Genomic DNA, 22,304 nt, shown 5'->3' with positions numbered 1-22,304 from the left:
CGCCAAGAAGTTACCCGCACACTTATCCACATGATCCGTGGATGCAAGTATGCTTGATCGGCTGGTCAAATAAGTGCAGCCAAAAAGGTGAAGACAGCACGAATCGCATGGACAAAAAAGAGCCACCCTCACACGCCTCGATTGAACACTCTGCGCCTGTCGGGCACGAGGTGATCCAAGGCTATCTTAAGACGCTGGATTCATCCCCCGGCGTTTACAGGATGCTCGACCGTGAGAGCAGGGTTCTTTACGTGGGAAAGGCGCGCAATTTGCGCGCGAGGGTGTCCAATTATGCGCGCCCCTCCGGTCACAGTGCCCGGATTGCCCGAATGATCTCGATGACCGCGTCGATGATGTTCCTGACCACGCGGACCGAGACGGAGGCTCTGCTGCTCGAGCAGAACTTGATCAAGCAACTCAAGCCCAAGTTCAACGTGTTGCTGCGCGACGACAAGAGTTTTCCAAACATTCTTGTAACGGGCGATCATGCCTATCCGCAGATCAAGAAGCATCGCGGCGCAAAAAAGCAGAAGGGGGCCTATTACGGTCCTTTTGCCAGCGCAGGGGCTGTAAATCGTACGCTGAACCAGCTGCAAAAGGTGTTCTTACTCCGCAATTGTACGGACTCGATGTTCGACAGTCGCACACGGCCGTGTTTGTTGTACCAGATCAAGCGGTGTTCGGGTCCCTGCGTTGGCTTGATTTCGGAGGATGATTACGCCCAGTCAGTCCGCGATGCGGAACGCTTCCTGTCCGGCAAAAGCACTGACATCCAGGCAAAGCTCGCTGACCAGATGCAGCAGGCATCCGAAGAGATGGAGTTTGAACGTGCCGCTGCCCTGCGCGACCGTATCCGGGCCATGACGCAGGTTCAGACAGCACAGGGCATCAATCCGCGTGGCGTGACAGAAGCGGATATCGTTGCCTTGCACATGGACAGCGGACAGGCCTGCGTGCAGGTCTTTTTCATCCGTGCCAACCAGAACTGGGGCAACCGTGACTTTTATCCGCGTGTCGGTGCTGATGTGGATGCTGCAGAGGTGCTCGAAGCCTTTCTGGGCCAGTTCTACGACACCAAGGAGCCGCCGCGGCAGCTCATTCTGTCTAACGAGATCGAAAATCCGGATCTGATGGCTGAGGCGTTGTCGCAGAAATTGGGCCGAAAGGTCGAGTTGCTAGTGCCGCAACGCGGGGAAAAGGTGGAACTCGTCGATAGTGCTTTGCGCAACGCCCGCGAAAGCCTTGCCCGTAAGATGGCGGAAAGCGCAACACAGGCGAAGTTGCTGCGTGGGTTGGCGGACACCTTCGACCTGTCGGAGCCACCGGAACGGATCGAAGTCTATGACAACTCGCACATTCAGGGCACCAACGCCGTAGGTGCTATGATCGTCGCTGGTCCGGACGGGTTCATGAAGAACAGCTATCGCAAGTTCAACATAAGGGGTGATGATCTGACCCCCGGCGACGATTTCGGAATGATGAAAGAGGTATTGCACCGCCGTTTCAAGCGCCTGCTGTCGGAAGACCCCGACCGGGCCAAGGGCATGTGGCCGGATCTGCTGCTGATCGACGGCGGGGCGGGGCAGGTGAGTGCCGTCGCCGAAATCATGGCGGAGCATGGCGTCGAGGATATTCCCATGATTGGTGTGGCCAAGGGCGTGGACCGTGATGCTGGCAAAGAAGAATTCCACCGTGTCGGCCAACGCACCTTTGCCCTGCGCCACAATGATCCGGTGCTCTATTTCGTGCAGCGTATGCGGGATGAAGCGCACCGCTTTGCCATCGGGACGCACCGTGCAAAGAGAGCAAAATCAAACATGAAAAACCCGCTTGATGACATTCCCGGCGTGGGCGCGTCGCGGAAGCGCGCTTTGCTGGCTCATTTCGGCTCAGCCAAGGCAGTGAGCCGGGCCAATCTTGCAGACCTCAAGGCAGTCGACGGTGTATCAGAGGGGCTGGCGCAAAAAGTCTATGATTTTTTTCATGATCAATGAGGGTTACCGGCACAGCTTGGCACGTGATCTGTCGGCTCTTTCCGCTCCTGCAAGTTCAGGCTAGACCTGCCACATGACTTGGAACATCCCGAACACGCTTACAACTCTTCGACTGATCGCCGCGCCTCTGGTTGCGGTCATGTTCCTCTACTTCACGCGCCCTTACGCCGACATCCTTGCCGTGATCCTTTTTGTGGGGGCTGCGATCACCGACTGGTTCGACGGCTACCTCGCCCGTGCCTGGGGGCAACAGACCAAACTGGGCACCATGCTTGATCCCATTGCAGACAAGGCCATGGTGGTGATCGCGCTGATGGTTATCATTGGTTTTTCCAGCTGGTCTCCGTGGCTTGTTTTGCCCGCGACCATGATCCTTTTTCGCGAGGTGTTCGTGTCGGGCCTGCGCGAATACTTGGGTGATACCGCCGGGACGCTGAGCGTCACGAAATTGGCGAAATGGAAGACAACTCTACAGATGATCGCTATTGCTGTGCTGTTCTCGCAAGGGGTGTTCGAGCATTATTTCGGGATGTCGATTTGGGGCATGGATCAGGCCATGGTCAGCGCTATCCTGAATGGCGACGAACCGGATCATATGGGGCTGTCTTGGAAGCTGGCCGGCGCTGACTGGTCGGGCCGTATAGGCCTTTGGTTGCTGTGGATCGCTGCTGCACTTACCTTTATCACCGGGTGGGATTACTTCCGTAAGGCCATGCCGCATTTGAAAGGGTGACAACGATGGACGTGCTGTATTTCGCCTGGGTCCGCGAACGGATTGGCATTCCCCGTGAGGCGGTCGAGACCAAGGCCACAACAGTCATGGACCTCGTGGACGAACTGCGTGGGCGCGAAGAACGATACGCTGCGGCCTTTGCCGACATCACCGCTCTGCGCGTGGCTGTGGACCAGCAATTGACGGACTTTGATGCGTCTCTGACCGGCGTGCGCGAAGTGGCCTTTTTCCCACCGATGACAGGTGGTTAACGCCATGCGTGTCGTGGTGCAGGATACCCCATTCGATTTCGGGGCAGAGGCTGCAGGTTTCGCCGAAGGTCGGGCTGTCTCGGGGGCCGTGGTGACTTTCACGGGCATTGTACGGGACGTAGATGGCGGTTTGCAGTCCATGGAAATCGAGCATTATCCCGGTATGACAGAAGCGGCGCTGTCCGAGATCGCGAGCCAGGCCATGACGCGCTGGTCGCTTGAGGACACGTTGGTCATCCACCGCCACGGGCGGCTGGACGTGGGTGAGATGATCATGATGGTCGCCACTGCGGCACGGCATCGCAAGGATGCGTTCGAGGCAGCCGAGTTTTTGATGGATTACCTTAAATCCCGCGCCCCATTCTGGAAGCGGGAGATCACCAAAGACGGCGCGGAATGGGTTGCCGCGCGGGACGAAGACGAAGACGCGCTGACAAGGTGGTAGTGGCGGATCAAGATCCGCCTTACGAAATTAGCGTGAGAAGAACCCCCACAAAAAACCTAGGCGCGGCGGATTGAAATCCGCCTTACCAACTCGGCTGTATGGCGGATCTTGATCCGCCCATTACATCAGCTCGCCTGCTGCCGATCAATCCAGGCACGCAGCTCTTCGGCCTCGTGACGCGCGTCACGCAATCCGTCCATGGCGGCACGCAGCTCCGCTTCGGTCTGGCTCAGTTGGTTGGTCAGTTCAGCCTCGCGTTGCTGCAGGTAAGTAATGGCCTGATCGCGTGTCTCTTCGGCTTCGTGCAGTTCCTGGCTCATGCGGTCCAGTTCGGCCACATCCCCTGCAGCGACACGAGTAAAGCGATGGATCAGCCAATTGGCGAACCAGCCAAGGCAGAATGCAATGAAAAGAATGATGGCTGTCGCAATGACAAACTCAGTTCTGCTCATCGTCCTGTCCTTCGGCGCTGTCCTCTGTGCCCGCCTCTGTATCGCCTGTTCCGGCCAGGGTTTCCAGCGTTGTTTCGCCTTCCGGTACGGAAGGGGTGGGGCGGATCAGTTTGAATTCGATGCGCCTGTTGGCCTCGCGCCCTTCCTCGGTATCATTTTCGGCGATTGGATCAGCTTCACCATAGCCCTTGGCCGAATAAGTGGCGGTCAGCACGCGTCGCGCTCGCAATTCATTCAGGACCGATTGTGCCCGCGCCTGGCTCAGGTTCAGGTTCATTTCTTCACGGCCCTGACTGTCAGTGTGCCCCTGAATCTCGAGCCGCAAATCACCGCATTGACGTAGTACTTCCGCTATGTCGTCCATGGTGCCCAAAGCGCTGGCATCGATAGTGGCGCTGCCAGGCTCGAAACGGATCTTTGATGACGACAGGATCGTCGCAATCTCTGCCTCGCATTCGTCGGGCGTCGGGAGGCCGGCCACCGGGTCCAGTTTTTCCTGATACGTGACGCGGATGTCGAATTCTTCCGCTTCCCCCAGTTTTGAGGCCAGCAGACTGGCGATCGCGGTACTGGCCTTTGGGTTGCCGGTGTTACCCGACACGGTCAGCGTGTCAGGCGTTACGGTTACGGCACCATTCGACAGTTTCGATAGCGCCTCAAGGCCCGTCAGCACGCGAACGGGCCAGTCTGAGGGCAGGTCATCGACAATGCGGGTCGCGGTATAGACGCTGTCTGAGCCAAAGGCGGCCTGAGCGTAACTGTCCACCAGTGACCGCAGATTTTCATCCGAAATCCGGCCCCGCAATTGCACCAGACCTTCCGGGCTGAATGTGGCAACAAATTCCGGTGGACCTTGGGTGGGGTCCACAGTCTCGGGCAACTTGGCATAGAGCGCAAACACTTCGGGCAACCGGTTTTCCAACTCGCCGACAATGCGGTCGAAATCGGGTTGCGCAGTGCCTTCGGCGGCAATCAGGGTGATGTCCGCATCGGAAAAGGTAACCGATCCAGCGCCCAACTCGTCGAGGGCGGTAATGGATTGCTCCACCGCACTGCTCCATTTCGGGCTGGGCACACCCATCCCAACTGTGCAAGTCGCGGAGCCGGTTAGTCCAGCGCTCAAGGCGGCAGCGACGATCCGTGTACGTGCCGCTTCGGTATCGGCAGAACAGGCGTCGAAGCGTGTACCGCTTTCATCCTTGACCAACCGCAAGGTGAACGGGGTGATGACGGGACGTGGTGCGGCAATATCAAGGGCAACGCGCAGACCGGGCGGCGCCGCGCGGTTCAATTGTGTTTCAAGCTGCGCCTTTTCCTCGGCGCTGTCGGTGATGGCCCGGATCGACACGCGGCCGGCTGTGACCGATACTTTGGCACGAGGCAAACGCTCCATCGCGGCAAGCGAAAAGCCAAGGGAATCTTCCCAGCCTGCCGGGGCAGGGTAGTCCGCCACCTCGATCAGGTCGGTCACCGGCAGATCGCCTGCAATGGCCGTGATGCGGTCAATGACGGCGGTTCGATCTGTCGTTGCCGGGATGAGACCGATGATGGACAGTCCCGCGTCATTACGGAGGATTTCAGCCGAAAAACGGGGCGGCGCGATGGCCGCCGCGGCTTCAACCTCCATCTCGTCGATGACACGAGCGGCGTCGACGACGCTGCCTGCACTGGACAAAGCGGCAAAGCGCACGGCTTCCGTGGGCGCGATGCCAGCCAGCGTGACTTGCAAACCGTCTGCTTCGACCTCAGCCCAGGTCAGGCTCGCTTCATCCAGCGCATCGCGCACGCTGATTTCCGAGTTTTCTTCGATCAGTTTGACGGACAGATTCGCCGTCACCAACGCGAGCACGGCCGCCACGGCAAACGTGGTGACGACGATCAGAAGGGACGACAAACGCATCACATACAACCCTTTCTAAGGTCAGTAGCGCGACCCGGTTTACGCGGCTTGAAGCGGGGGTTCAATCATACCAGCAATGCGGCGCAGAAAAAGAGCAGCGGAATCGCGCCCGTATCCCGATTGGCCCGGAACAATTGCAGGCATTTGGCAGCGTTCTCTATGTCCAGCCCGCGCAATTGCCATGCCATGTGCCATCCCATGGCCCAAGGTCCCCCCAGTGCCAGAACCATCGCCAGTACGTTGGCGGTGTCGAGGGCAGCAAATATGACAGCGATCCCCATCAGACCCACCGTCGCCATGAGGAACCTGCGCAGCCACTGGGCTGTGTTGTTATCAAACAGGCGCGCTGTTGATTTGACGCCAATAAGCGCGTCGTCCTCAGTGTCCTGATGGGCATAGATCGTGTCATAGAACAGCGTCCATGCGATCCCTGCCAAGTACAGCACAATGGCAGGTGCTTCCAACTGCCCGGTATGCGCTGTCCAAGCCAGCAGCGCGCCCCAGTTGAAGGCCAATCCGAGAAAGAGTTGGGGCCACCATGTGAACCTTTTGGCGAATGGATAGACTGCGACCGGCAGCACGGCCAGGATGCCCAGCAATATGGCTGCGCTGTTGAAGGTCAGCAGGATAGCAAAGGCGATGAGAGATTGCAGGGACATCCAGATCACTGCGCCGCGCACTGTGACTTGGCCCGACGGGATGGGACGTGACCGCGTACGCTCGACCTGACCATCAAAGTCGCGGTCCGAGATGTCGTTCCACGTGCAGCCTGCGCCGCGCATCAACCAGGCGCCCAATGCGCACCCAACGGCAATCCATGCGTCTTCCCAGCGCGGGCTTTGGTCGTGGATTATCGCAAGCGCCAGACCCCACAGGCACGGCAATAACAGCAACCATGTGCCAATTGGCCGATCCGCCCGACTGAGCCGCAGGTATGGGCGGCTCCAAGCCGGGGCCAGCGTGTCCACCCAGTTGCCTGCCACGGCGTCGGCGACTTGTCCGTCTGGTGATGGCTGCGTGTTGGTCATATGTAGGGGCTCATGAGTGATGCGAAGATCCGCCTTTATGTAGAACACGCTCTGGGGCAGGGGCAATCGGTCCCGCTGTCGCGGGAGCAGGCTCATTACCTTTTTGGCGTGATGCGCCTTTCGGTGGGTGCTGCCGTTTTGTTGTTCAATGGGCAGGATGGTGAGTGGCGGGCAGAAGTGACCGAGGCAGGCAAGCGTGGGGGGACACTTGTGTGTGAGGCCGAGACCCGACCGCTGCAAATGCCGCCCGATCTGTGGTTGATGTTCGCCCCGATCAAGAAGGCGCGCACCGACTTCATCGTCGAAAAAGCGGCTGAGATGGGCGCACGGCGTATCCTGCCGGTCCAAACAGATTTCACGAATGCCGGACGTGTTCAGCGCGATCGTTTGCAGGCCCACGCTGTTGAGGCAACCGAGCAATGCGGCGGGACCTATGTGCCCGAGGTTGATGATATGAAACGGCTCGACCGGGTTTTGTCCGATCTGGGCGACAGGCAGGTGATGTTCTGCGACGAAGTTTTGGCCGAGGCAAAGGAAACATCCACCTTACCGGATATCTCGGGTCCTTGGGCTATCCTGATAGGGCCCGAGGGTGGCTTTTCAGATAAGGAACGTGCCCGCCTGCACGCGCACGACAATGCCCACGCAGTGCAGCTGGGCCCGCGCATCTTACGGGCGGATACGGCTGCAGTGGCCGCATTGACAGTGTGGCAGCAGCAGTTGGGGGATTGGCGGTGATGTCGGGCAGATCTGATATCTCGCATGACGGGGAAATGGCTAATGTTCTTTAGACCCGAAGCAAAAGCCACCCTTTGGCGATGGCGCGAGGTTCTGGCCGGAATCGCATTGGCCATCCTGGCGCTTTGGTGGCTGGCTCAGGCGCGCGGCGTTTTGGGATACATTGCGCCGGTGATGCTGGTCGGGGCTGGGGCGCTGATCATGGTTGGTCTGCAACGCGGGCGTTTTCGCGGGGCAGGCGGGGGCCTTGGCACCGTGCAAGTGGACGAGGGGGAAGTCACCTATTTTGGACCCCTCAGTGGCGGTTCAGTGTCCATGCGAGAACTACAGCGCTTGACGTTAGACGGAGCGCAATCCCCCGCGCATTGGCGCCTTGATCAACCTCACCAGCCACCGCTCATGATTCCTGTGGATGCCGAAGGGGCAGATGAGTTATTTGATGCATTTGCCGCTCTGCCTGGGCTCAAAACCGAACGGATGCTGGCCCAACTACGTTCCAGACCAGACCTGCCGGTTCTAATCTGGGAACGCACTGCACCAACACTTGCCCAAATGGAGCCACTTGGCCGGGCGTAAGCCGGGTTGCAACCTGCTGCGCGTGGATGCGCACAGCCCCGTGATTTGGCGCACGCCCCCAGTGCATTGACACCTCTTGCAATTCGCACCATCCCTTGCAGCCTCAGACCAACGCAAAGCGGAGCGCCTCCATGTCCATCCCTCAGTCCGGCGGCGGGCCAATCGAACACTACGACCAACTCGTTCAATACATGGTCGATGGATGCAAGCCGAAGGCGGACTGGCGTATTGGAACCGAGCACGAAAAGTTCGGCTACTGCCGCGACACACTGAAGCCGCTCCCCTACGAAGGCGCGCGATCGATCGAAGCGGTTCTGAGTGCACTGCGCGACCGTCACCAGTGGGGTGAGTTGCGTGAGGGCGGCGAGTTGATTGGTTTGCAAAAGGACGGTGCCAACATCTCGCTCGAACCAGGTGGGGCGCTTGAGTTGTCTGGCGCGCCGCTCGAGACAATTCACGAGACCTGTGATGAGGTGAATCAGCACCTGCGTGAGGTGATGGACATCGCCAACGAGATTGGCGTGGGTTTCATCGGTCTCGGTGCCGCGCCGATCTGGAGCCACGAGGAAATGCCTCTGATGCCCAAAGGGCGCTACAAGCTAATGGACGCCTACATGGGCAAGGTTGGCACGATGGGTCGGACGATGATGCGTCGGACCTGCACCGTACAGGTGAACCTTGATTTCGAATCTGAGGCGGACATGGTGCAAAAGATGCGCGTGGCCGTGGCCCTCCAGCCGGTGGCCGTGGCGCTCTTCGCCAATTCGCCCTTTTTCGAAAACAAGCTGAATGGCCACAAGTCGTGGCGCAGCCGCGTCTGGCGCGATCTTGACCCCGCGCGCACAGGGATGGTGCCGTTTGTGTTCGAAGAAGGCTTTGGGTTTGAACGCTGGGTCGAATATGCGCTCGATGTGCCCATGTACTTCGTTTATCGCGATGGCAAATACCTCAACGCGCTTGGTCAATCCTTCCGAGACTTCCTAAACGGCAAGCTGCCAGCACTGCCGGGCGAAACACCCTTGCTCAGCGATTGGGCTGACCACCTGACGACCGCCTTTCCCGAGGCGCGGGTCAAGAAATTCATAGAAATGCGTGGGGCCGATGGGGGACCTTGGCGACGTTTGTGTGCGTTGCCTGCGTTCTGGGTCGGACTGACATATGACCAGACGGCATTGGATGCAGCCTGGGACTTGATCAAGGGTTTGGACGCTGAAACGCGGAGCGGTCTGCATGTGGCAGCATCGGTTGATGGGCTGCAGGCAGAAGTGAACGGCGTGAAGATGCATGACCTTGCGCGCGAAGCGGTTGCAATCTCACATTCGGGTCTGAAGGCGCGGGCGCGTCCCGGCGCTGGGGGGCTGGTGCCTGATGAGACCCACTTTCTGAACGCATTGCAGGAAAGTGTTGAGACAGGAAAAGTCCCGGCAGACGAGTTGCTGGATCATTACCACGGTGATTGGAACGGCGATATCAGCCGAGTATTTGCCGAATACTCTTACTGACAGCAGAAGCTGCGTCAGCCCGCGCGCGTAGACAAGTAAGAGTGCATCCCGATCCTGTGCGAAGATAGTCTATGCGGCTGGACGGCTTAGGATAACGCGATTGCGTCCCTTTGCTTTTGCTCCGTACAGGGCTTTATCCGCGCGGTCGAGCAATGCCTCGGGCTTTTGCGCGACAGTCGACTGGGTGCCATTTAGCGGATCTATCACAGTCATTCCAATCGAGATCGTGGCATTCACCGGCGCCGTCCTGTCCGGCACCTCGAAAGGGGTGTCCTGAATGATCTGGCATAGTCGTTTGGCGGCCTTTCGGGCATTTCCAAGACCAATACCAGGAAGCACGATCAGAAATTCCTCACCTCCGATGCGCGCAACAAGATCAACGGCGCGCAGGTTCTCTTTCAATCGGCGCGCCGTTTCGACCAGAACGGCGTCCCCAGCGGCATGGCCGAGCGTGTCATTGATCCGCTTAAAATGATCCATGTCCGCAATCATCACGGCATAGGGTTTACCTGTGCGCGTCGCACGCTCTGCAATGCGTGACAGGTGCGGCATTGCATAGCGGCGATTGTGTAAACCGGTGAGCGGGTCAATCACCGCTGCTTCGATGCCAGAACGTACGGTGTCGCGCAGTGAATCGGTCACCATCTTTCTGCTCAGCAACGCTTCGAGGCGCAGTGCCAATTCTTCGGACGACCGAGTGCAGCGCATCAAGTCATTGGCGCCCATGTCCAGCATTTGTGCACCGAGTGTGGCATAATCACTGTCCAGCACCGCAAGAATGGCGCAGTGACGTGTGTTGGCTTGACTGCGGATGGTTGCCAGTAATTGCAGCATTTGCGGCCCTTCATCCGATCCGATCACCAGTACAAATGCGTCCGGGGTGCGTCCGGGTTCTGCGTCCGACACTGCCGCGGCGGGTTTGGCAAAGACGGTTCTTGCATTGATCCGGTCAGAAAGTGCGGTGATCCAGGGGGTTGCCGAGGACTGATCCTCAGCAATGATGCGTACAGTTTGCGCCGGTGAAAACGTCGCTATCGCTTCTCCAAATCCCAATGCTCGCGATGTGCCTTCGCGCAGAGTCCATTCACTTGCCGATGCGTAGGCGCGAATGATCGACCGGGTTCTGGCAAGAAGCAGTGCATCGTTAATTGGTTTCTGCAAAACATCGTCGATACCACCGGCGAGCAAACGCAAGCGTTCGGCTTCGCTGTCTACGCAGCTCAACGCGATGATCGGCATCTTTCCGGCCAATCCCATCTTGCGAATCCGAGAGAGCAGCCGCAGCGGGTCCCCATCAGGGAGAGTGCCTGCGCACAGTATCAGGTCCGGTGTATCCTGCGCCAAAACTTGTATGGCATCGGCGATCGAGCCGGCTTGGAGCATATTGTAATGACTGGCCGCCAGCTTGACACGCAACGCAATGCGGTTTGTCGCAATTGGGTCGATAACGAGGACCTTGCCGTGCATGAGACGCTTCCAATTCATTGCAAAAGCCGTGCATTCGGTTTTTGATCGTTTAGGTTAACAAAGCGTTTCCATAAGACTGCAAAGGCCAAACTTGATGCCTCATTCGCAAGAATCCGCCGAAGTTGTCGGTTTGCAGGCCGTTGCTTGGATGGTCGGAAATGAAGAGTTGCTGCCTGTATTCCTTGGTGCAACCGGCGCCAGCGAGACGGACATGAGGGCCGGAGTGGGCGATCCGTCCTTTTTAGGGGCTTTGCTGGACTTCATAATGATGGATGACGCGTGGGTGACGGCATTCTGCGATGCGCAGGGATTGCCCTACGACGCGCCCATGCGAGCACGTATGGAGTTGCCGGGTGGCGGAGAAGTTCATTGGACGTGACTGTAGCCGGATCTCCCGTTCGCGGGATCATCTTCGATAAGGATGGAACGCTTTTTGATTTTTCCACCACCTGGGAAGCTTGGGCCGCAGCGTTCTTGCGTCGTGCCGCATGCGGAGACGAGGTCCTTGCGCAAAGGGCGGGTGCAGCGATTGGCTTTGACCTTGCACGTGCGCGGTTCTTGCCCAAAAGCGTTGTGATTGCAGGCACGCCCAACGAAATTGCGTCTAAGCTGAATACGCATTTCCCGGATATGCCACTTGATGAACTGGTGGCGCTTCTCAACGAAGAAGCGGCGCATGCGCCGCAGGCCGAGGCTGTCCCTCTCAAGCCGCTTTTGACCAGCTTGCGCGCGCGCGGTCTGGCACTCGGCGTTGCCACCAATGATGCCGAAGCGCCCGCCCGTGCACATTTGCGGTCCGCAGGTGTGGATGGTTTCTTTGACTTCATCGCGGGCAGTGACAGTGGTTTTGGTGGCAAGCCTGCACCCGGGCAGTTGCTTGGGTTCTGCACGGAAACCGGGATTGCGGCGAAAACAGTCGTCATGGTGGGAGACAGCACCCATGATTTGCATGCCGGGCGGGCGGCAGGGATGCGGACGATTGGCGTTCTGACAGGCATGGCCCCGCTTGAGGCATTGGCCCCACATGCAGATATGGTTTTGCCCGACATCGGTTCGCTGCCGGATTGGCTCGATCAACTGGCGACCGTCTGACGAACACAAATTCGCCCCTTCGGCCAAGAAAAACGACACAGCCCGTCGCAAATGGAGATGTACCGAAAGTGTGGCTGATGTGTCGTGTTCTGCACACGCGGTTCGAAGGGGCGATACAATGACAGAAACGGCGACACGACGCAGAACGCGTGGCGGCGGCAGGGCTGGAGCGGCCGCCCGCCGGGGTGCAGCAGTCATTGATCAGATGCCTTGGAAGCCGCCGATCATTGTTGATCCGCCGGTGGAGCCTCTGCGGCCCGAAGGCGTTGAGGCAATCCACGATGGCGCCATGCGGATCCTCGAAGAAATAGGGGTTCAGTTTCTCAACGAAGAAGCGCTGGGCATTCTGCGTGGGGCAGGGTGTCGCGTAGACGGTGATATTGTTCGTATGGACCGCGACTTCGTGATGGAAATGGTGCGCAAGGCACCATCCGAATTCACCATCACGCCGCGGAACCCCGACCGGACGATTACTGTGGGTGGCAAGAACCTGCTTTTTGGTAACGTGTCGTCACCGCCCAACTACTGGGACATGGAAGTTGGCACAAAGGTGCCCGGCACGCGCGAAATGTGCGCCAACCTTCTGAAGCTCACCCAGTATTTCAACTGCATCCATTTCGCAGGTGGGTATCCGGTTGAGCCCGTCGACATACACGCCAGCGTACGTCACCTTGATGTGCTCTATGACAAGCTCACGCTGACTGACAAAGTCATGCACGCATACTCCCTGGGCAAAGAACGCGTTGAAGACGTTATGGAGATGGTACGCATTGCCGGTGGGCTCAGCCACGAAGAATTCGATGCGGCCCCGCGGATGTACACCAACATCAATTCCACCTCGCCGCTCAAGCATGACCACCCCATGATCGACGGATGTTTGCGCATGGTGCGCCGTGGCCAAGCCGTTGTCGTGACACCGTTTACACTGGCAGGAGCAATGGCACCGGTCACGATGGCGGGCGCTGTGGCACAATCCATCGCCGAGGCGCTGTGTGCCATTGCGCTCTTTCAATATGTGGCCCCAGGTGCGCCTTGTGCGATTGGCACCTTCACGTCGAATGTTGATATGAAGTCCGGTGCACCGGCTTTCGGTACGCCAGAGTACATGCGTGCGACCCAGATGACAGGTCAATTGGCGCGATTCTATGGATTGCCCATGCGATCGTCAGGCGTATGCGCCGCCAATGTGCCGGATGGGCAGGCGATGTGGGAAACCTCGAACAGCTTGTGGGCGGCGGTCCAGTCGGGCACGAACATGGTTTATCACGCGGCCGGATGGCTTGAGGGTGGACTGATCGCAAGCCCTGAGAAATTTGTAATGGACTGCGAAGTTCTTCAGCAAATTCAACGCTATATGGAGCCGTCAATAGTAGGCACAGGGGTGGATGATATAGCACTGGACGCCATCAAGTCGGTGGGAAATGAAGGGCATTTCTTTGGAATCCAACACACGCAGGATCGATATAGCACTGCATTCTACCAACCTTTCCTGAGCGACTGGAAAAACTATGAGGGTTGGGAGGCCGCCGGCGCCGTATGGACGCCGGAAAGAGCGCATCGGGTTTTCAAAGAGATTGTAGCGAGTTGTGAGGCACCGGTGATTGATGATGGCATTCGCGATCAACTTGCTGACTTCGTTGCACGTCGCAAGGCCGAAGGTGGAGCGCCGACCGATTTTTGAGCCTTTTGGGTCCAAAAACTAGGTCAAATTGCATCTGTTATAGGATTGTTTAGAGCTGATTGCACATGGTGTTCCCGTGGTAATGGGAATGTCGTGCAATGCATGGGCTGATCAATCGGGCAATTCAGTGTTTCGTAACAGACAGTTATGGAGCGGACAAATGGGTCGAAGCGACCCGTTTTGCGGATCTCGACTTTGTCGAATTCGAGTCGATGCTGATCTACGATGATGACATTACACCGCGTTTGTTGAATGCGATCAGTCAAATCCTGAATCGACCGCGCAGCGATGTGATGGAGGACATGGGGACATATCTTGTGTCGCACCCCAATGTCGAAGCGCTGCGGCGACTGTTGCGTTTTGGCGGCGTGACATTTGTTGAGTTCCTTCATTCGTTGGATGATCTGCCGGATCGCGTCCGCCTAGCTGTCGCTGATCTCGATTTGCCTCGAATCGAATTACGCGATCACTCTCCAACACAGTTCAGTCTCATCTGCGAAAGCCCGATCGGCGGATACGGGCATGTGATGATGGGCATTCTACGGACAATGGCGGATGACTACGGCGCACTTGCGCTTCTCGAACACACTGGGCGGGGCAATGGCATTGAGACGATTTCGGTAAGCTTGGTCGAAACCGAGTTTGCGGAGGGGCGCGTTTTTGATTTGGGGGCACGTGCATCATGATGGATCAGGCTGCTCTGATGCAGGCGATGGATGTGCTTTGCCCGATGCATCTTGTACTTGGGCCAACAGGGCACGTCGTGCATGCTGGTCCCACGCTCCAGAAGTTGCGCCCTGACAGTCCAATGATCGGTCGGCGGTTCCTCGAAATCTTCGACCTGAGGCGGCCGCGCGCAATCACCTCGATCGATGGTCTGCGCGCCACGGCGGGCACCAAGCTTCACTTGCAGTTCCGCGACGCCCCCAAGACCGAGGTCAAAGGTTTGTTGGTTGCCGGGCCACAAGAGGGACAGAGCATTGTGAACCTGTCATTTGGCATCTCTGTGGTTGATGCCGTGTCGGATTATGCTCTTAACAGTTCCGATTTTGCAGCCACCGACCTAACGATTGAGATGCTGTATCTGGTTGAAGCCAAGTCAGCTGCGATGGAGGCGTCACGCAAACTCAACCTCCGTCTGCAAGGCGCAATGATTGCCGCAGAAGAACAGGCGTTCACGGACACATTGACCGGGCTCAAGAACCGTCGCGCAATGGATCATGTGCTGGCGCGCCACATGGATTGGGGCACGCGCTTTGGTTTGATGCAGATCGACCTGGATTGGTTTAAGGCTGTGAATGACACGCTTGGGCACGCAGCCGGCGACCATGTGTTGCAAACAGTTGCGCGCGTCATGGTCGAAGAAACGCGCGAGAGTGATACCGTAGCGCGTGTTGGCGGCGACGAATTTGTCGTCATTCTACCCCATGCAAAAGATGGCAATGCAATTGAGGGGATTGGCCGTCGAATCATCCAGAGACTGTCACAGCCAATTCCGTTTCAGGGCGAGATGTGCCGCATCTCGGCAAGTATTGGGTCAGCCATATTCGATCCGGAATCTGCACAATCGGTGGCCGAAGTCATGGATGATGCCGATGTCGCTCTCTATGCGTCCAAACATGGTGGCCGCGGACAACAGACCCATTACGCACCGGCCTTGCGACAGAATGCTCAGAATCTTGCGCCACCCGTGGGTCGGGATGCCGCGAGCAGCGCCTGATCTGCCTTATCTTTCGCTTCGACCAGAGTTCCAATCAGATGCATTGAGACGGTGATGCAGGACAATGCTTCGCGCTTTGATCGCTGAACCTGCTACAGGTGGCCGACTTCGGTTTCACATGTCTAAGATGAAAAACACCAGACAGCGGGCGCCGAAAAAACGAAGCGCCTTTGCAAAACCAAAGAAAAACGGATGTAAAACTGGCAGCCCGTAGGGGAATCGAACCCCTCTTTCCAGGTTGAAAACCTGGCGTCCTAACCGATAGACGAACGGGCCAGCGCTGGTGTGAGCGCTCAGATAGGCAATTCGGCCATGTTGCGCAAGCGGAAAAAACGTCCGTAAAGCGATATTTCTGCCGAATGTTTGTGGCTTGGGATGTCAGGCTCGAGCGGCATCTTCGAGCCGGAGTTGAACAGATTGCCGACCACGGAAAGAATTGACTTCAATGCGACCCGCCAAGTGGAACGGAGCGCCGCCATGATCCATCAGCAATTGCCCCAACGGACTGTCGAATGCGCCAAATGCGATGGCATCCAAACGTGCCCCACCGGGTTCTCCAAAGGTGAGCTTCAGATGTGCTTCTCCCACACGCCGGGCTTGCAGAATACGCATTCCCGCAAAGGCATAGCGCGGGGCAGGGGCGCCCGCTCCGAATGGACCCGCTGCGTCAATCTGGTCCAGCAACTCGACCGTGGCCGCACCAGGCATCAACACACCATCAAGGCGCAGATCGGCCGGTCCGAGCGCATCGGCCCCTTGCTTGCCCAAAAGTTCGGACAGGCGCGCCATGGCGGGTTCGATCTTGTCCTCTGCGACAGTGAGGCCCGCGGCCATCTTGTGCCCACCACCCTTGATCAACATACCCTCGGCTGCCAGCCTCTGGATGGGTGCGCCGAGGTCGATCCCGGACACAGATCGACCTGATCCCTTGCCGATCCCATTCTCAACCCCGATGACGATGGATGGCCGGTTAGTGGCCTCCTTCACGCGTGATGCCACGATGCCGACTACACCCGGGTGCCATCCGGGACCCGCAGCCCAAGCCAATGCGCCATCCGCACCACGTACCTCACACTGAGCTATGGCTTCCGCGCGAACACGTGCCTCGATCTCACGCCGTTCAGTATTGAGCGTGTTGAGCCGTTCAGAAAGGGCGGACGCTTCGTGGGGATCAGTGGTCGCCAACAAGCGGGCACCTAAATCTGCCTGTCCGATGCGCCCACCCGCATTGATTCGCGGTCCAAGCAGGTAGCCTAGGTGATATGGCGTAGGCGCGGTATCAAGTCCTGCCAAATCGGCAAGGGCAACCAGTCCAACTCTCTCACGTCGCGCCATGATCTTGAGCCCTTGTCGCACAAAGGCGCGATTGACGCCGATCAAGGGTGCGACATCCGCGACCGTTGCCAACCCTACAAGGTCCAGCATTGCCATCAGGTCCGGGCCTTGTGCACCGGTAGCGCGCAATTGGCGACCCGCTTCAACCAGAGCCAAAAAGACCACGGCCGCCGCACAAAGGTGCGCCAATGCCCCATCTTCATCCTGCCGGTTCGGGTTCACGACGGCATAGACGTCGGGTAGTGTTTCGGCACTGAGGTGGTGATCCAAAACGATGACGTCTGCCCCTTTCGCTGCGGCGATTGGGCCATGCGACAAGGTCCCACAATCAACGCAAACAATCAGGTCATGTGCAGAGGCGAGCCTTGCCATCGCCTCGTCATTTGGTCCGTATCCCTCGTCAATGCGATCCGGAACATAGAGCGTAGCCGTTGTCCCCATCGCCCTGAGCCATGTGATCAACAAAGCCGCAGAACTGCCGCCGTCCACATCGTAATCTGCGAAGATTGCAATGTTCTCTCGCTTTCGCACTGCCTCCAGCATGCGGGTCACGGCGGTTTCCATATCCCGCAAAGATCGCGGATCCGGCATCAAGTCCCTCAGGGTAGGGGACAGGTAGGGTTCTGCTGCGTCGGCAGATACGCCCATGCGAGCGAGGATTTGACAGACCGGTCGGGGCAATTGTGTGTGCTGTGCCAAAGCCTCCGCGGCGCGTTCGGTCGCGACGTCCGGGCCGATCCAGGCCCTTCCTGTCAATGACTGTTCAACCCCCAAGAATGCCAATGTGCGCCTCCCCTTCGCGCAAGGTTGCGCCAGTTTAGGCGCGGGCGCACCTGTGGCAACACTGTCGTAAAGCGGACGTGTCGTCCGCCCCGCACGTCAAACCGTGTGTGTCGGTGTCCGGTAGTTGATGCGGCGGACCGATCCGGTCTTGGACCGCATGAGAAGCGTTTCACAGGTCAGCCAGCCGGGTTCGCGCTGTACCGCATGCAAGAGCGAGCCACTCGTGACACCTGTTGCCGCAAAGATAACGTCTTGGGTCACCATCTCATCGCGGGTGTAGACGCGGTTTAGGTCGGTGATGCCAGCTTTGGTTGCGCGACCTTTTTCATCATCATTACGGAAAAGCAACCGGCCATAGATCTGTCCTCCCATGCATTTCAGCGCGGCAGCAGCCAACACACCTTCGGGTGCGCCACCTTCACCCATATACATGTCAATGCCGGTGGTGGGGTCGGCGCAATGCATCACGCCCGCGACGTCGCCATCTGTGATCAGACGGATGGATGCTCCGGTGCCGCGCACTTCGTTGATGATCGCTTCGTGCCGCGGACGTTCGAGGATGCATACGGTGATATCCGATGTCTCGCAGCCCTTCGCCTTGGCGAGCGCCTGCACACGCTCAGCAGGGCTCATCTCCAGCGTGACCGTGTCAGGCGCAAATCCCGGGCCGATCGCCAGCTTGTCCATGTAGACGTCCGGTGCGTGCAGCATGCTGCCGCGTGGGCCCATTGCGATGACAGTCAACGCATTTGGCATGTCTTTAGCCGTGAGCGTCGTGCCTTCGAGCGGATCGAGTGCGATGTCGACGCCGGGGCCGGTGCCTGTTCCAACCTCTTCGCCGATGAACAGCATGGGCGCTTCATCCCGCTCGCCCTCACCAATGACCACGACACCCGCAATGTCGAGCATGTTGAGCTGCTGGCGCATGGCATTTACGGCTGCCTGATCTGCCGCTTTTTCATCTCCGTGACCCACCAGTCGGGCCGAGGCGAGTGCAGCAGCTTCCGACACACGGGCAAGGCCCAGCGAAAGCATGCGATCCTGGAATTGTGCGGTAGATGTCATCGTGGGAAATCCTTTGGGAAGTATGAAGTGTCAGACGGACTCAATGCGTAAGACAACCGGGTCCGACGCAAGAACGCCAGTGGCCTGCATTGCCTTGATGGCCTCGTTCACGGCGGCGCGTGTGCAGGTGTGGGTGACGATCAGAACGGGGGCGGTGGTGTCGCTGTGGCCATATTGGCGCATCCGGTCGATGCTGACACCGGCCTCTCCCAACACGGTCGCAATTTTGGCGAGCGCACCAGGTTTGTCCACGAGTGCCATGCGCAGGTAGTAAGGCGCGGGCAGGACAGAGGCCGCACATGGTGCAGTTTCGAGTGTTTCTGCAGGCTGTCCGAAGACGGGCAGGGTTAAGCCACGGGCGATATCGCAGACATCTCCCATCACTGCCGATGCAGTTGGGCCTTCACCTGCGCCGGGGCCGCGCAGCACAACCTGTTCGACCGCATGCCCTTCAATGGCCACCATATTCGTGCCGCCTTGCAACTGGCCGAAAGGCGACGTGTCGGGCACGAGGCACGGCATCATGCGCTGTTCCAGACCACGCCCGGTTTTCTGCGCGACGCCCAAAAGTTTGATCTTGAAGCCCATGTCGGCGGCATGCCGGATATCTTCGATGCTGATGCGCTCGATACCTTCTAGCTCAATCCCGTTGAAGTCGACACGAGTGCCAAAAGCGATTGAGGACAGGATCGCCAGCTTGTGCGCCGCGTCGATGCCTCCCACATCAAGTTGCGGATCCGCTTCGAGATATCCAAGCCCATCCGCTTCGGCAAAGACCTCTTCATAGGTCAGCCCGGCGCTTTCCATGCGGGTCAGGATGTAGTTGCACGAGCCGTTCATGACGCCAACGATGCGCGTGATCTCGTTCCCTGCCAGCCCTTCTGTCAGGGCTTTGATCACGGGGATGCCACCTGCAACGGCCGCCTCATAGCGCAGGCTGATGCCTTTAGCTTCTGCGGCTTCGGCGAGCGCCTGACCATGAACGGCAAGCATCGCCTTGTTCGCCGTTACAACGTCTTTGCCTGCCCCAATGGCCGCTTCGACGGATGCTTTGGCCGGACCGTCCGTACCGCCCATCAACTCGACATAAACATCAACGTCATCGCGCGTGGCGAGAGCGACGGGATCGTCTTCCCAAGCATAACCGTTCAATGGCACACCGCGATCCTTGTCGCGTGATCTGGCGCTGACTGCGCTGATCTCGATCTTGCGACCCGTGCGAGCCTCAAGCAATGCAATATGCTGGCGAACAATCTTGACCACGCCGATCCCGACAGTGCCCAACCCTGCTATACCAAGCCGAAGCGGTGCGTTCATGTCGGGTTCCTTTGAGCGTTGGGTCGTCGCGGGCGATGTAACGGGTTCATGGGCCGGGTGCAATTGCCCTTGCTCGCAGGGCCTAGCCCAAACGTGCGCGCATTCTTGCCCGCGTGGCGGGATCAACGATGTTCCGCCTTTGCAATGCCCGCGCGCGCGCCCTGAGCGCAGCAACCCGCGCTTCAAGTGCTTCCGTGGTCTGGACCGGGTCACTCACGACCGGTGCCGCGCCTGCCAAAAGAGGCTCCAGCGGGACAAGCGCGGGGAACTGCGATGCCTCAACGTCGGGAGAGACGGTGTTATCCAACTCGGGAAACTGCGTGCAGGCAGTCAAGGTCATGCAAATCAGGGCTGTCGCTGCGCGCATGGGCGAGACGCTCCGCAAATCTTGTGTTGCCTATGTGATGCACTAAGCCCCTGCGCCGCGCAAGCGTGGCTTGGTTTAGAACAAGCGTTCAGATAATTCTTGCCCATGGCTCGCACCACTGGCTCACATTCCGACATCACTGGTCCGCGCGTTCGCGAAGCGGCGCTGCGTCTGTTTGCACGCCACGGCTACGCCGCTGTTTCCATGCGCCAAATTGCAGGCGAAGTCGGCGTGCAAGCCGGGGCGCTTTACAATTATACGCCAGACAAACAAAGCCTGTTGTTTGCCCTGATGCGCGATCACATGGTCGAGTTGCTTGATGCGGTACCGGTCATGGATACGGATGCGCCGGTCGATCAGCTTGAAGCCTTCGTGCGGTTTCACATTGAGTTTCACCACGCACGGCCGGACGCCGTGTTCATTGCATATATGGAGTTGCGCAATCTGGACCCGCAGAATTTCGCTGAAATCGAAGGGCTCAGGGGCCGCTATGAGGCTGTTTTGGAACAGATTTTACGAGATGGTGCTGCAGCGGGAGACTTCGACGTAGCGGATGCCAAGATCGCAACTTGGGCTGTGATTGCGATGCTGACCGGCGTGACGACCTGGTTTCGGGATGAAGGACGTCTGAGCCTTGCAGACGTACAAGATCAGTATTGGGACATGGTACGTAAAGCCGTGATGGTGTGACGGCGGGCCGGACGCTCTTTGCCGTTGGCAAAGTCGCCCCGCCCGCCGTCCCGTTCTGCCCTAGTGCGCCGGTTGGATGAACGTGCCATTGCGCAGGTCACGCATGGCCTGCATCAGCTCTTCTTGCGTGTTCATCACGATTGGACCGTGCCAGGCCACGGGCTCGTTGATCGGTGCGCCAGAGATCAGCAGGAAGCGGATGCCATCGGGGCCTGCCCGTACGGTTACTTCGTCTCCGGTGCCGAAACGGATTAGGGTACGGTCGCCGGAGAGGTCACGGATGTTAACCTCTTGCCCTACCACCTCTTTTTCCAGAAGCACGCCGGACGGGGTTGAGGCGTCTGCAAACGCGCCTGCACCCTGGAATACATAGGCGAAGGCGCGCCTGTAGGTATCTATTTTGAAGGTCTTTTTGACGCCTGCTGGCACCGAGATGTCGAGGTATTGCGGATCGGCCGCGATGCCATCTACGGGTCCCTTCTTGCCCCAGAATTCACCGGTAATCACCCGCACGCGGGTGCCGTCATCGTCGATGACCTCGGGAATGTCCGTCCCGGCGATGTCCTGATAGCGCGGGGCTGTCATTTTCTGGCTTGATGGCAGGTTGCCCCAGAGTTGGAAGCCGTGCATCTGGCCCCTGGCATTGCCATGTGGCATCTCCTGGTGGAGGATGCCGGACCCGGCGGTCATCCACTGTACGGATCCCGCACCCAGCGTGCCGGAATTGCCCAGAGAATCGCTGTGTTCCACCGTGCCTTCAAGCACGTAAGTGATTGTTTCTATTCCCCTATGTGGGTGCCAGGGGAACCCTTTTTCGAAGTGCTCCGGCACATCGTTTCGGAAGTCGTCAAAGAGCAGGAACGGGTCCAGTTCCGACGGGTCCTGGAAGCCGAATGCGCGGTGCAGATGAACGCCAGCCCCTTCGAGGGTGGGTTGGGCCTGACGGGTTTCGAGTGTGGGTCTCAGGGACATGGGTGTCTCCTTTTATCCTTGCGTTGTGGCAAAGATAAGCCGCGTCTGACCTTGCGCAATTCGCGGCCACGAACCGATGCTGTGCGCATGTGCAGCACGAGAAGTTGGGGGAAGGTGACGGGACCACCACAGCCGTTTGGTTCTCTCATTCCCGAGGACCTGTATATACAGGTGGGCGCCAGGTAACCGGACCAGG

General features: G+C 58.5%; 22 protein-coding genes and 1 tRNA gene. 13 read left to right on the top strand and 10 right to left on the bottom strand.

The genetic code is table 11. From position 1 onward, the window contains the following. Window positions 1–107 precede the first annotated feature (107 nt). The 4 genes from uvrC to AC6RA8_RS09545 all read left to right on the top strand — a co-directional run bounded on the left by uvrC (window position 108) and on the right by AC6RA8_RS09545 (window position 3,423). Complete coding sequence (gene uvrC / locus AC6RA8_RS09560) at window positions 108–1,994, top strand: excinuclease ABC subunit UvrC (RefSeq protein WP_500352344.1); 1,887 nt, start codon at window positions 108–110, stop codon at window positions 1,992–1,994. Window positions 1,995–2,067: 73 nt separating this feature from the next. Then, window positions 2,068–2,727, top strand: coding sequence for a CDP-diacylglycerol--glycerol-3-phosphate 3-phosphatidyltransferase (pgsA, locus tag AC6RA8_RS09555; protein WP_299210478.1), 660 nt, complete (start codon window positions 2,068–2,070; stop codon window positions 2,725–2,727). Between the two features lie 5 nt (window positions 2,728–2,732). Beyond that, a complete protein-coding gene (gene moaD / locus AC6RA8_RS09550; protein ID WP_500352362.1) occupies window positions 2,733–2,978 on the top strand; it encodes a molybdopterin converting factor subunit 1 in 246 nt (81 codons plus the stop codon). 4 nt (window positions 2,979–2,982) lie between these two features. Then, window positions 2,983–3,423: a molybdenum cofactor biosynthesis protein MoaE gene (locus tag AC6RA8_RS09545; protein WP_500352342.1), complete on the top strand. Its 441-nt coding sequence runs from the start codon at window positions 2,983–2,985 to the stop codon at window positions 3,421–3,423. A gap of 125 nt (window positions 3,424–3,548) precedes the next feature. Here the strand turns inward: AC6RA8_RS09545 and AC6RA8_RS09540 are convergent, their stop codons facing one another. From AC6RA8_RS09540 to ubiA, 3 genes are all read right to left on the bottom strand, one after another. Next, complete coding sequence (locus AC6RA8_RS09540) at window positions 3,549–3,875, bottom strand: hypothetical protein (protein WP_189369708.1); 327 nt, start codon at window positions 3,873–3,875, stop codon at window positions 3,549–3,551. Continuing rightward, entirely contained in the window at window positions 3,862–5,775 is a 1,914-nt protein-coding gene (locus AC6RA8_RS09535) for an OmpA family protein (protein WP_500352341.1), read from the bottom strand. Before AC6RA8_RS09535 ends, AC6RA8_RS09540 begins: the two co-directional genes overlap by 14 nt. Window positions 5,776–5,840: 65 nt before the next feature. Next, window positions 5,841–6,803 (bottom strand): 4-hydroxybenzoate octaprenyltransferase, encoded by a 963-nt coding sequence (gene ubiA / locus AC6RA8_RS09530; RefSeq protein ID WP_500352339.1) that lies wholly within the window; start codon window positions 6,801–6,803, stop codon window positions 5,841–5,843. Window positions 6,804–6,815: 12 nt separating this feature from the next. Between ubiA and AC6RA8_RS09525 the strand changes: the two genes are divergently transcribed. The 3 genes from AC6RA8_RS09525 (at window position 6,816) to AC6RA8_RS09515 (ending at window position 9,619) form a co-directional block, all read left to right on the top strand. Continuing rightward, the gene (locus AC6RA8_RS09525; RefSeq protein ID WP_500352338.1) at window positions 6,816–7,541 is read left to right on the top strand and encodes a 16S rRNA (uracil(1498)-N(3))-methyltransferase; all 726 of its coding nucleotides are present in this window, start codon (window positions 6,816–6,818) and stop codon (window positions 7,539–7,541) included. A 42-nt stretch (window positions 7,542–7,583) separates the two neighbouring features. Then, window positions 7,584–8,117, top strand: a complete 534-nt coding sequence (locus AC6RA8_RS09520) for a hypothetical protein (RefSeq protein ID WP_500352336.1) — start codon at window positions 7,584–7,586, stop codon at window positions 8,115–8,117. Window positions 8,118–8,248: 131 nt separating this feature from the next. Then, complete coding sequence (locus AC6RA8_RS09515) at window positions 8,249–9,619, top strand: glutamate--cysteine ligase (RefSeq protein ID WP_500352335.1); 1,371 nt, start codon at window positions 8,249–8,251, stop codon at window positions 9,617–9,619. 69 nt (window positions 9,620–9,688) lie between these two features. Here the strand turns inward: AC6RA8_RS09515 and AC6RA8_RS09510 are convergent, their stop codons facing one another. Further along, window positions 9,689–11,086, bottom strand: coding sequence for a diguanylate cyclase (locus AC6RA8_RS09510; RefSeq protein WP_500352333.1), 1,398 nt, complete (start codon window positions 11,084–11,086; stop codon window positions 9,689–9,691). A 94-nt stretch (window positions 11,087–11,180) separates the two neighbouring features. Here AC6RA8_RS09510 and AC6RA8_RS09505 point away from each other — a divergent pair, with 94 nt between their 5' ends. The 5 genes from AC6RA8_RS09505 (at window position 11,181) to AC6RA8_RS09485 (ending at window position 15,579) form a co-directional block, all read left to right on the top strand. Next, window positions 11,181–11,465, top strand: a complete 285-nt coding sequence (locus AC6RA8_RS09505; protein ID WP_500352331.1) for a DUF3572 domain-containing protein — start codon at window positions 11,181–11,183, stop codon at window positions 11,463–11,465. Further along, the gene (locus AC6RA8_RS09500) at window positions 11,456–12,178 is read left to right on the top strand and encodes an HAD family hydrolase (RefSeq protein ID WP_500352329.1); all 723 of its coding nucleotides are present in this window, start codon (window positions 11,456–11,458) and stop codon (window positions 12,176–12,178) included. The genes AC6RA8_RS09505 and AC6RA8_RS09500 overlap by 10 nt, the downstream gene beginning before the upstream one ends. A 118-nt stretch (window positions 12,179–12,296) precedes the next feature. Beyond that, on the top strand, window positions 12,297–13,859 hold the full coding sequence (locus AC6RA8_RS09495; protein WP_500352328.1) for a trimethylamine methyltransferase family protein: 1,563 nt from the start codon (window positions 12,297–12,299) through the stop codon (window positions 13,857–13,859). A 98-nt stretch (window positions 13,860–13,957) separates the two neighbouring features. Beyond that, window positions 13,958–14,545, top strand: a complete 588-nt coding sequence (locus AC6RA8_RS09490) for a heme NO-binding domain-containing protein (protein ID WP_500352326.1) — start codon at window positions 13,958–13,960, stop codon at window positions 14,543–14,545. Beyond that, window positions 14,542–15,579: a diguanylate cyclase domain-containing protein gene (locus tag AC6RA8_RS09485; RefSeq protein WP_500352325.1), complete on the top strand. Its 1,038-nt coding sequence runs from the start codon at window positions 14,542–14,544 to the stop codon at window positions 15,577–15,579. Before AC6RA8_RS09490 ends, AC6RA8_RS09485 begins: the two co-directional genes overlap by 4 nt. Window positions 15,580–15,780: 201 nt before the next feature. Here the strand turns inward: AC6RA8_RS09485 and AC6RA8_RS09480 are convergent. From AC6RA8_RS09480 to AC6RA8_RS09460, 5 genes are all read right to left on the bottom strand, one after another. Next, window positions 15,781–15,855 (bottom strand) — tRNA-Glu (locus tag AC6RA8_RS09480). 102 nt (window positions 15,856–15,957) lie between these two features. Next, the gene (recJ, locus tag AC6RA8_RS09475) at window positions 15,958–17,697 is read right to left on the bottom strand and encodes a single-stranded-DNA-specific exonuclease RecJ (protein WP_500352323.1); all 1,740 of its coding nucleotides are present in this window, start codon (window positions 17,695–17,697) and stop codon (window positions 15,958–15,960) included. Between the two features lie 96 nt (window positions 17,698–17,793). Beyond that, window positions 17,794–18,762 (bottom strand): class II fructose-bisphosphatase, encoded by a 969-nt coding sequence (glpX, locus tag AC6RA8_RS09470; protein WP_500352322.1) that lies wholly within the window; start codon window positions 18,760–18,762, stop codon window positions 17,794–17,796. A gap of 30 nt (window positions 18,763–18,792) precedes the next feature. Then, window positions 18,793–20,079: a homoserine dehydrogenase gene (locus AC6RA8_RS09465; RefSeq protein WP_500352320.1), complete on the bottom strand. Its 1,287-nt coding sequence runs from the start codon at window positions 20,077–20,079 to the stop codon at window positions 18,793–18,795. A gap of 82 nt (window positions 20,080–20,161) precedes the next feature. Beyond that, window positions 20,162–20,446 (bottom strand): hypothetical protein, encoded by a 285-nt coding sequence (locus AC6RA8_RS09460; RefSeq protein ID WP_500352318.1) that lies wholly within the window; start codon window positions 20,444–20,446, stop codon window positions 20,162–20,164. Between the two features lie 105 nt (window positions 20,447–20,551). Here AC6RA8_RS09460 and AC6RA8_RS09455 point away from each other — a divergent pair, with 105 nt between their 5' ends. Beyond that, window positions 20,552–21,136 (top strand): TetR/AcrR family transcriptional regulator, encoded by a 585-nt coding sequence (locus AC6RA8_RS09455; protein ID WP_500352316.1) that lies wholly within the window; start codon window positions 20,552–20,554, stop codon window positions 21,134–21,136. Window positions 21,137–21,196: 60 nt separating this feature from the next. On the opposite strand, the gene AC6RA8_RS09450 is transcribed toward AC6RA8_RS09455, so the two are convergent. Continuing rightward, window positions 21,197–22,108: a pirin family protein gene (locus tag AC6RA8_RS09450; protein WP_500352314.1), complete on the bottom strand. Its 912-nt coding sequence runs from the start codon at window positions 22,106–22,108 to the stop codon at window positions 21,197–21,199. Between the last annotated feature and the right edge of the window lie 196 nt (window positions 22,109–22,304).

This window comes from Tateyamaria sp. (assembly GCF_059783535.1).
This window is presented reverse-complemented; position numbering and strand designations above follow the sequence as displayed.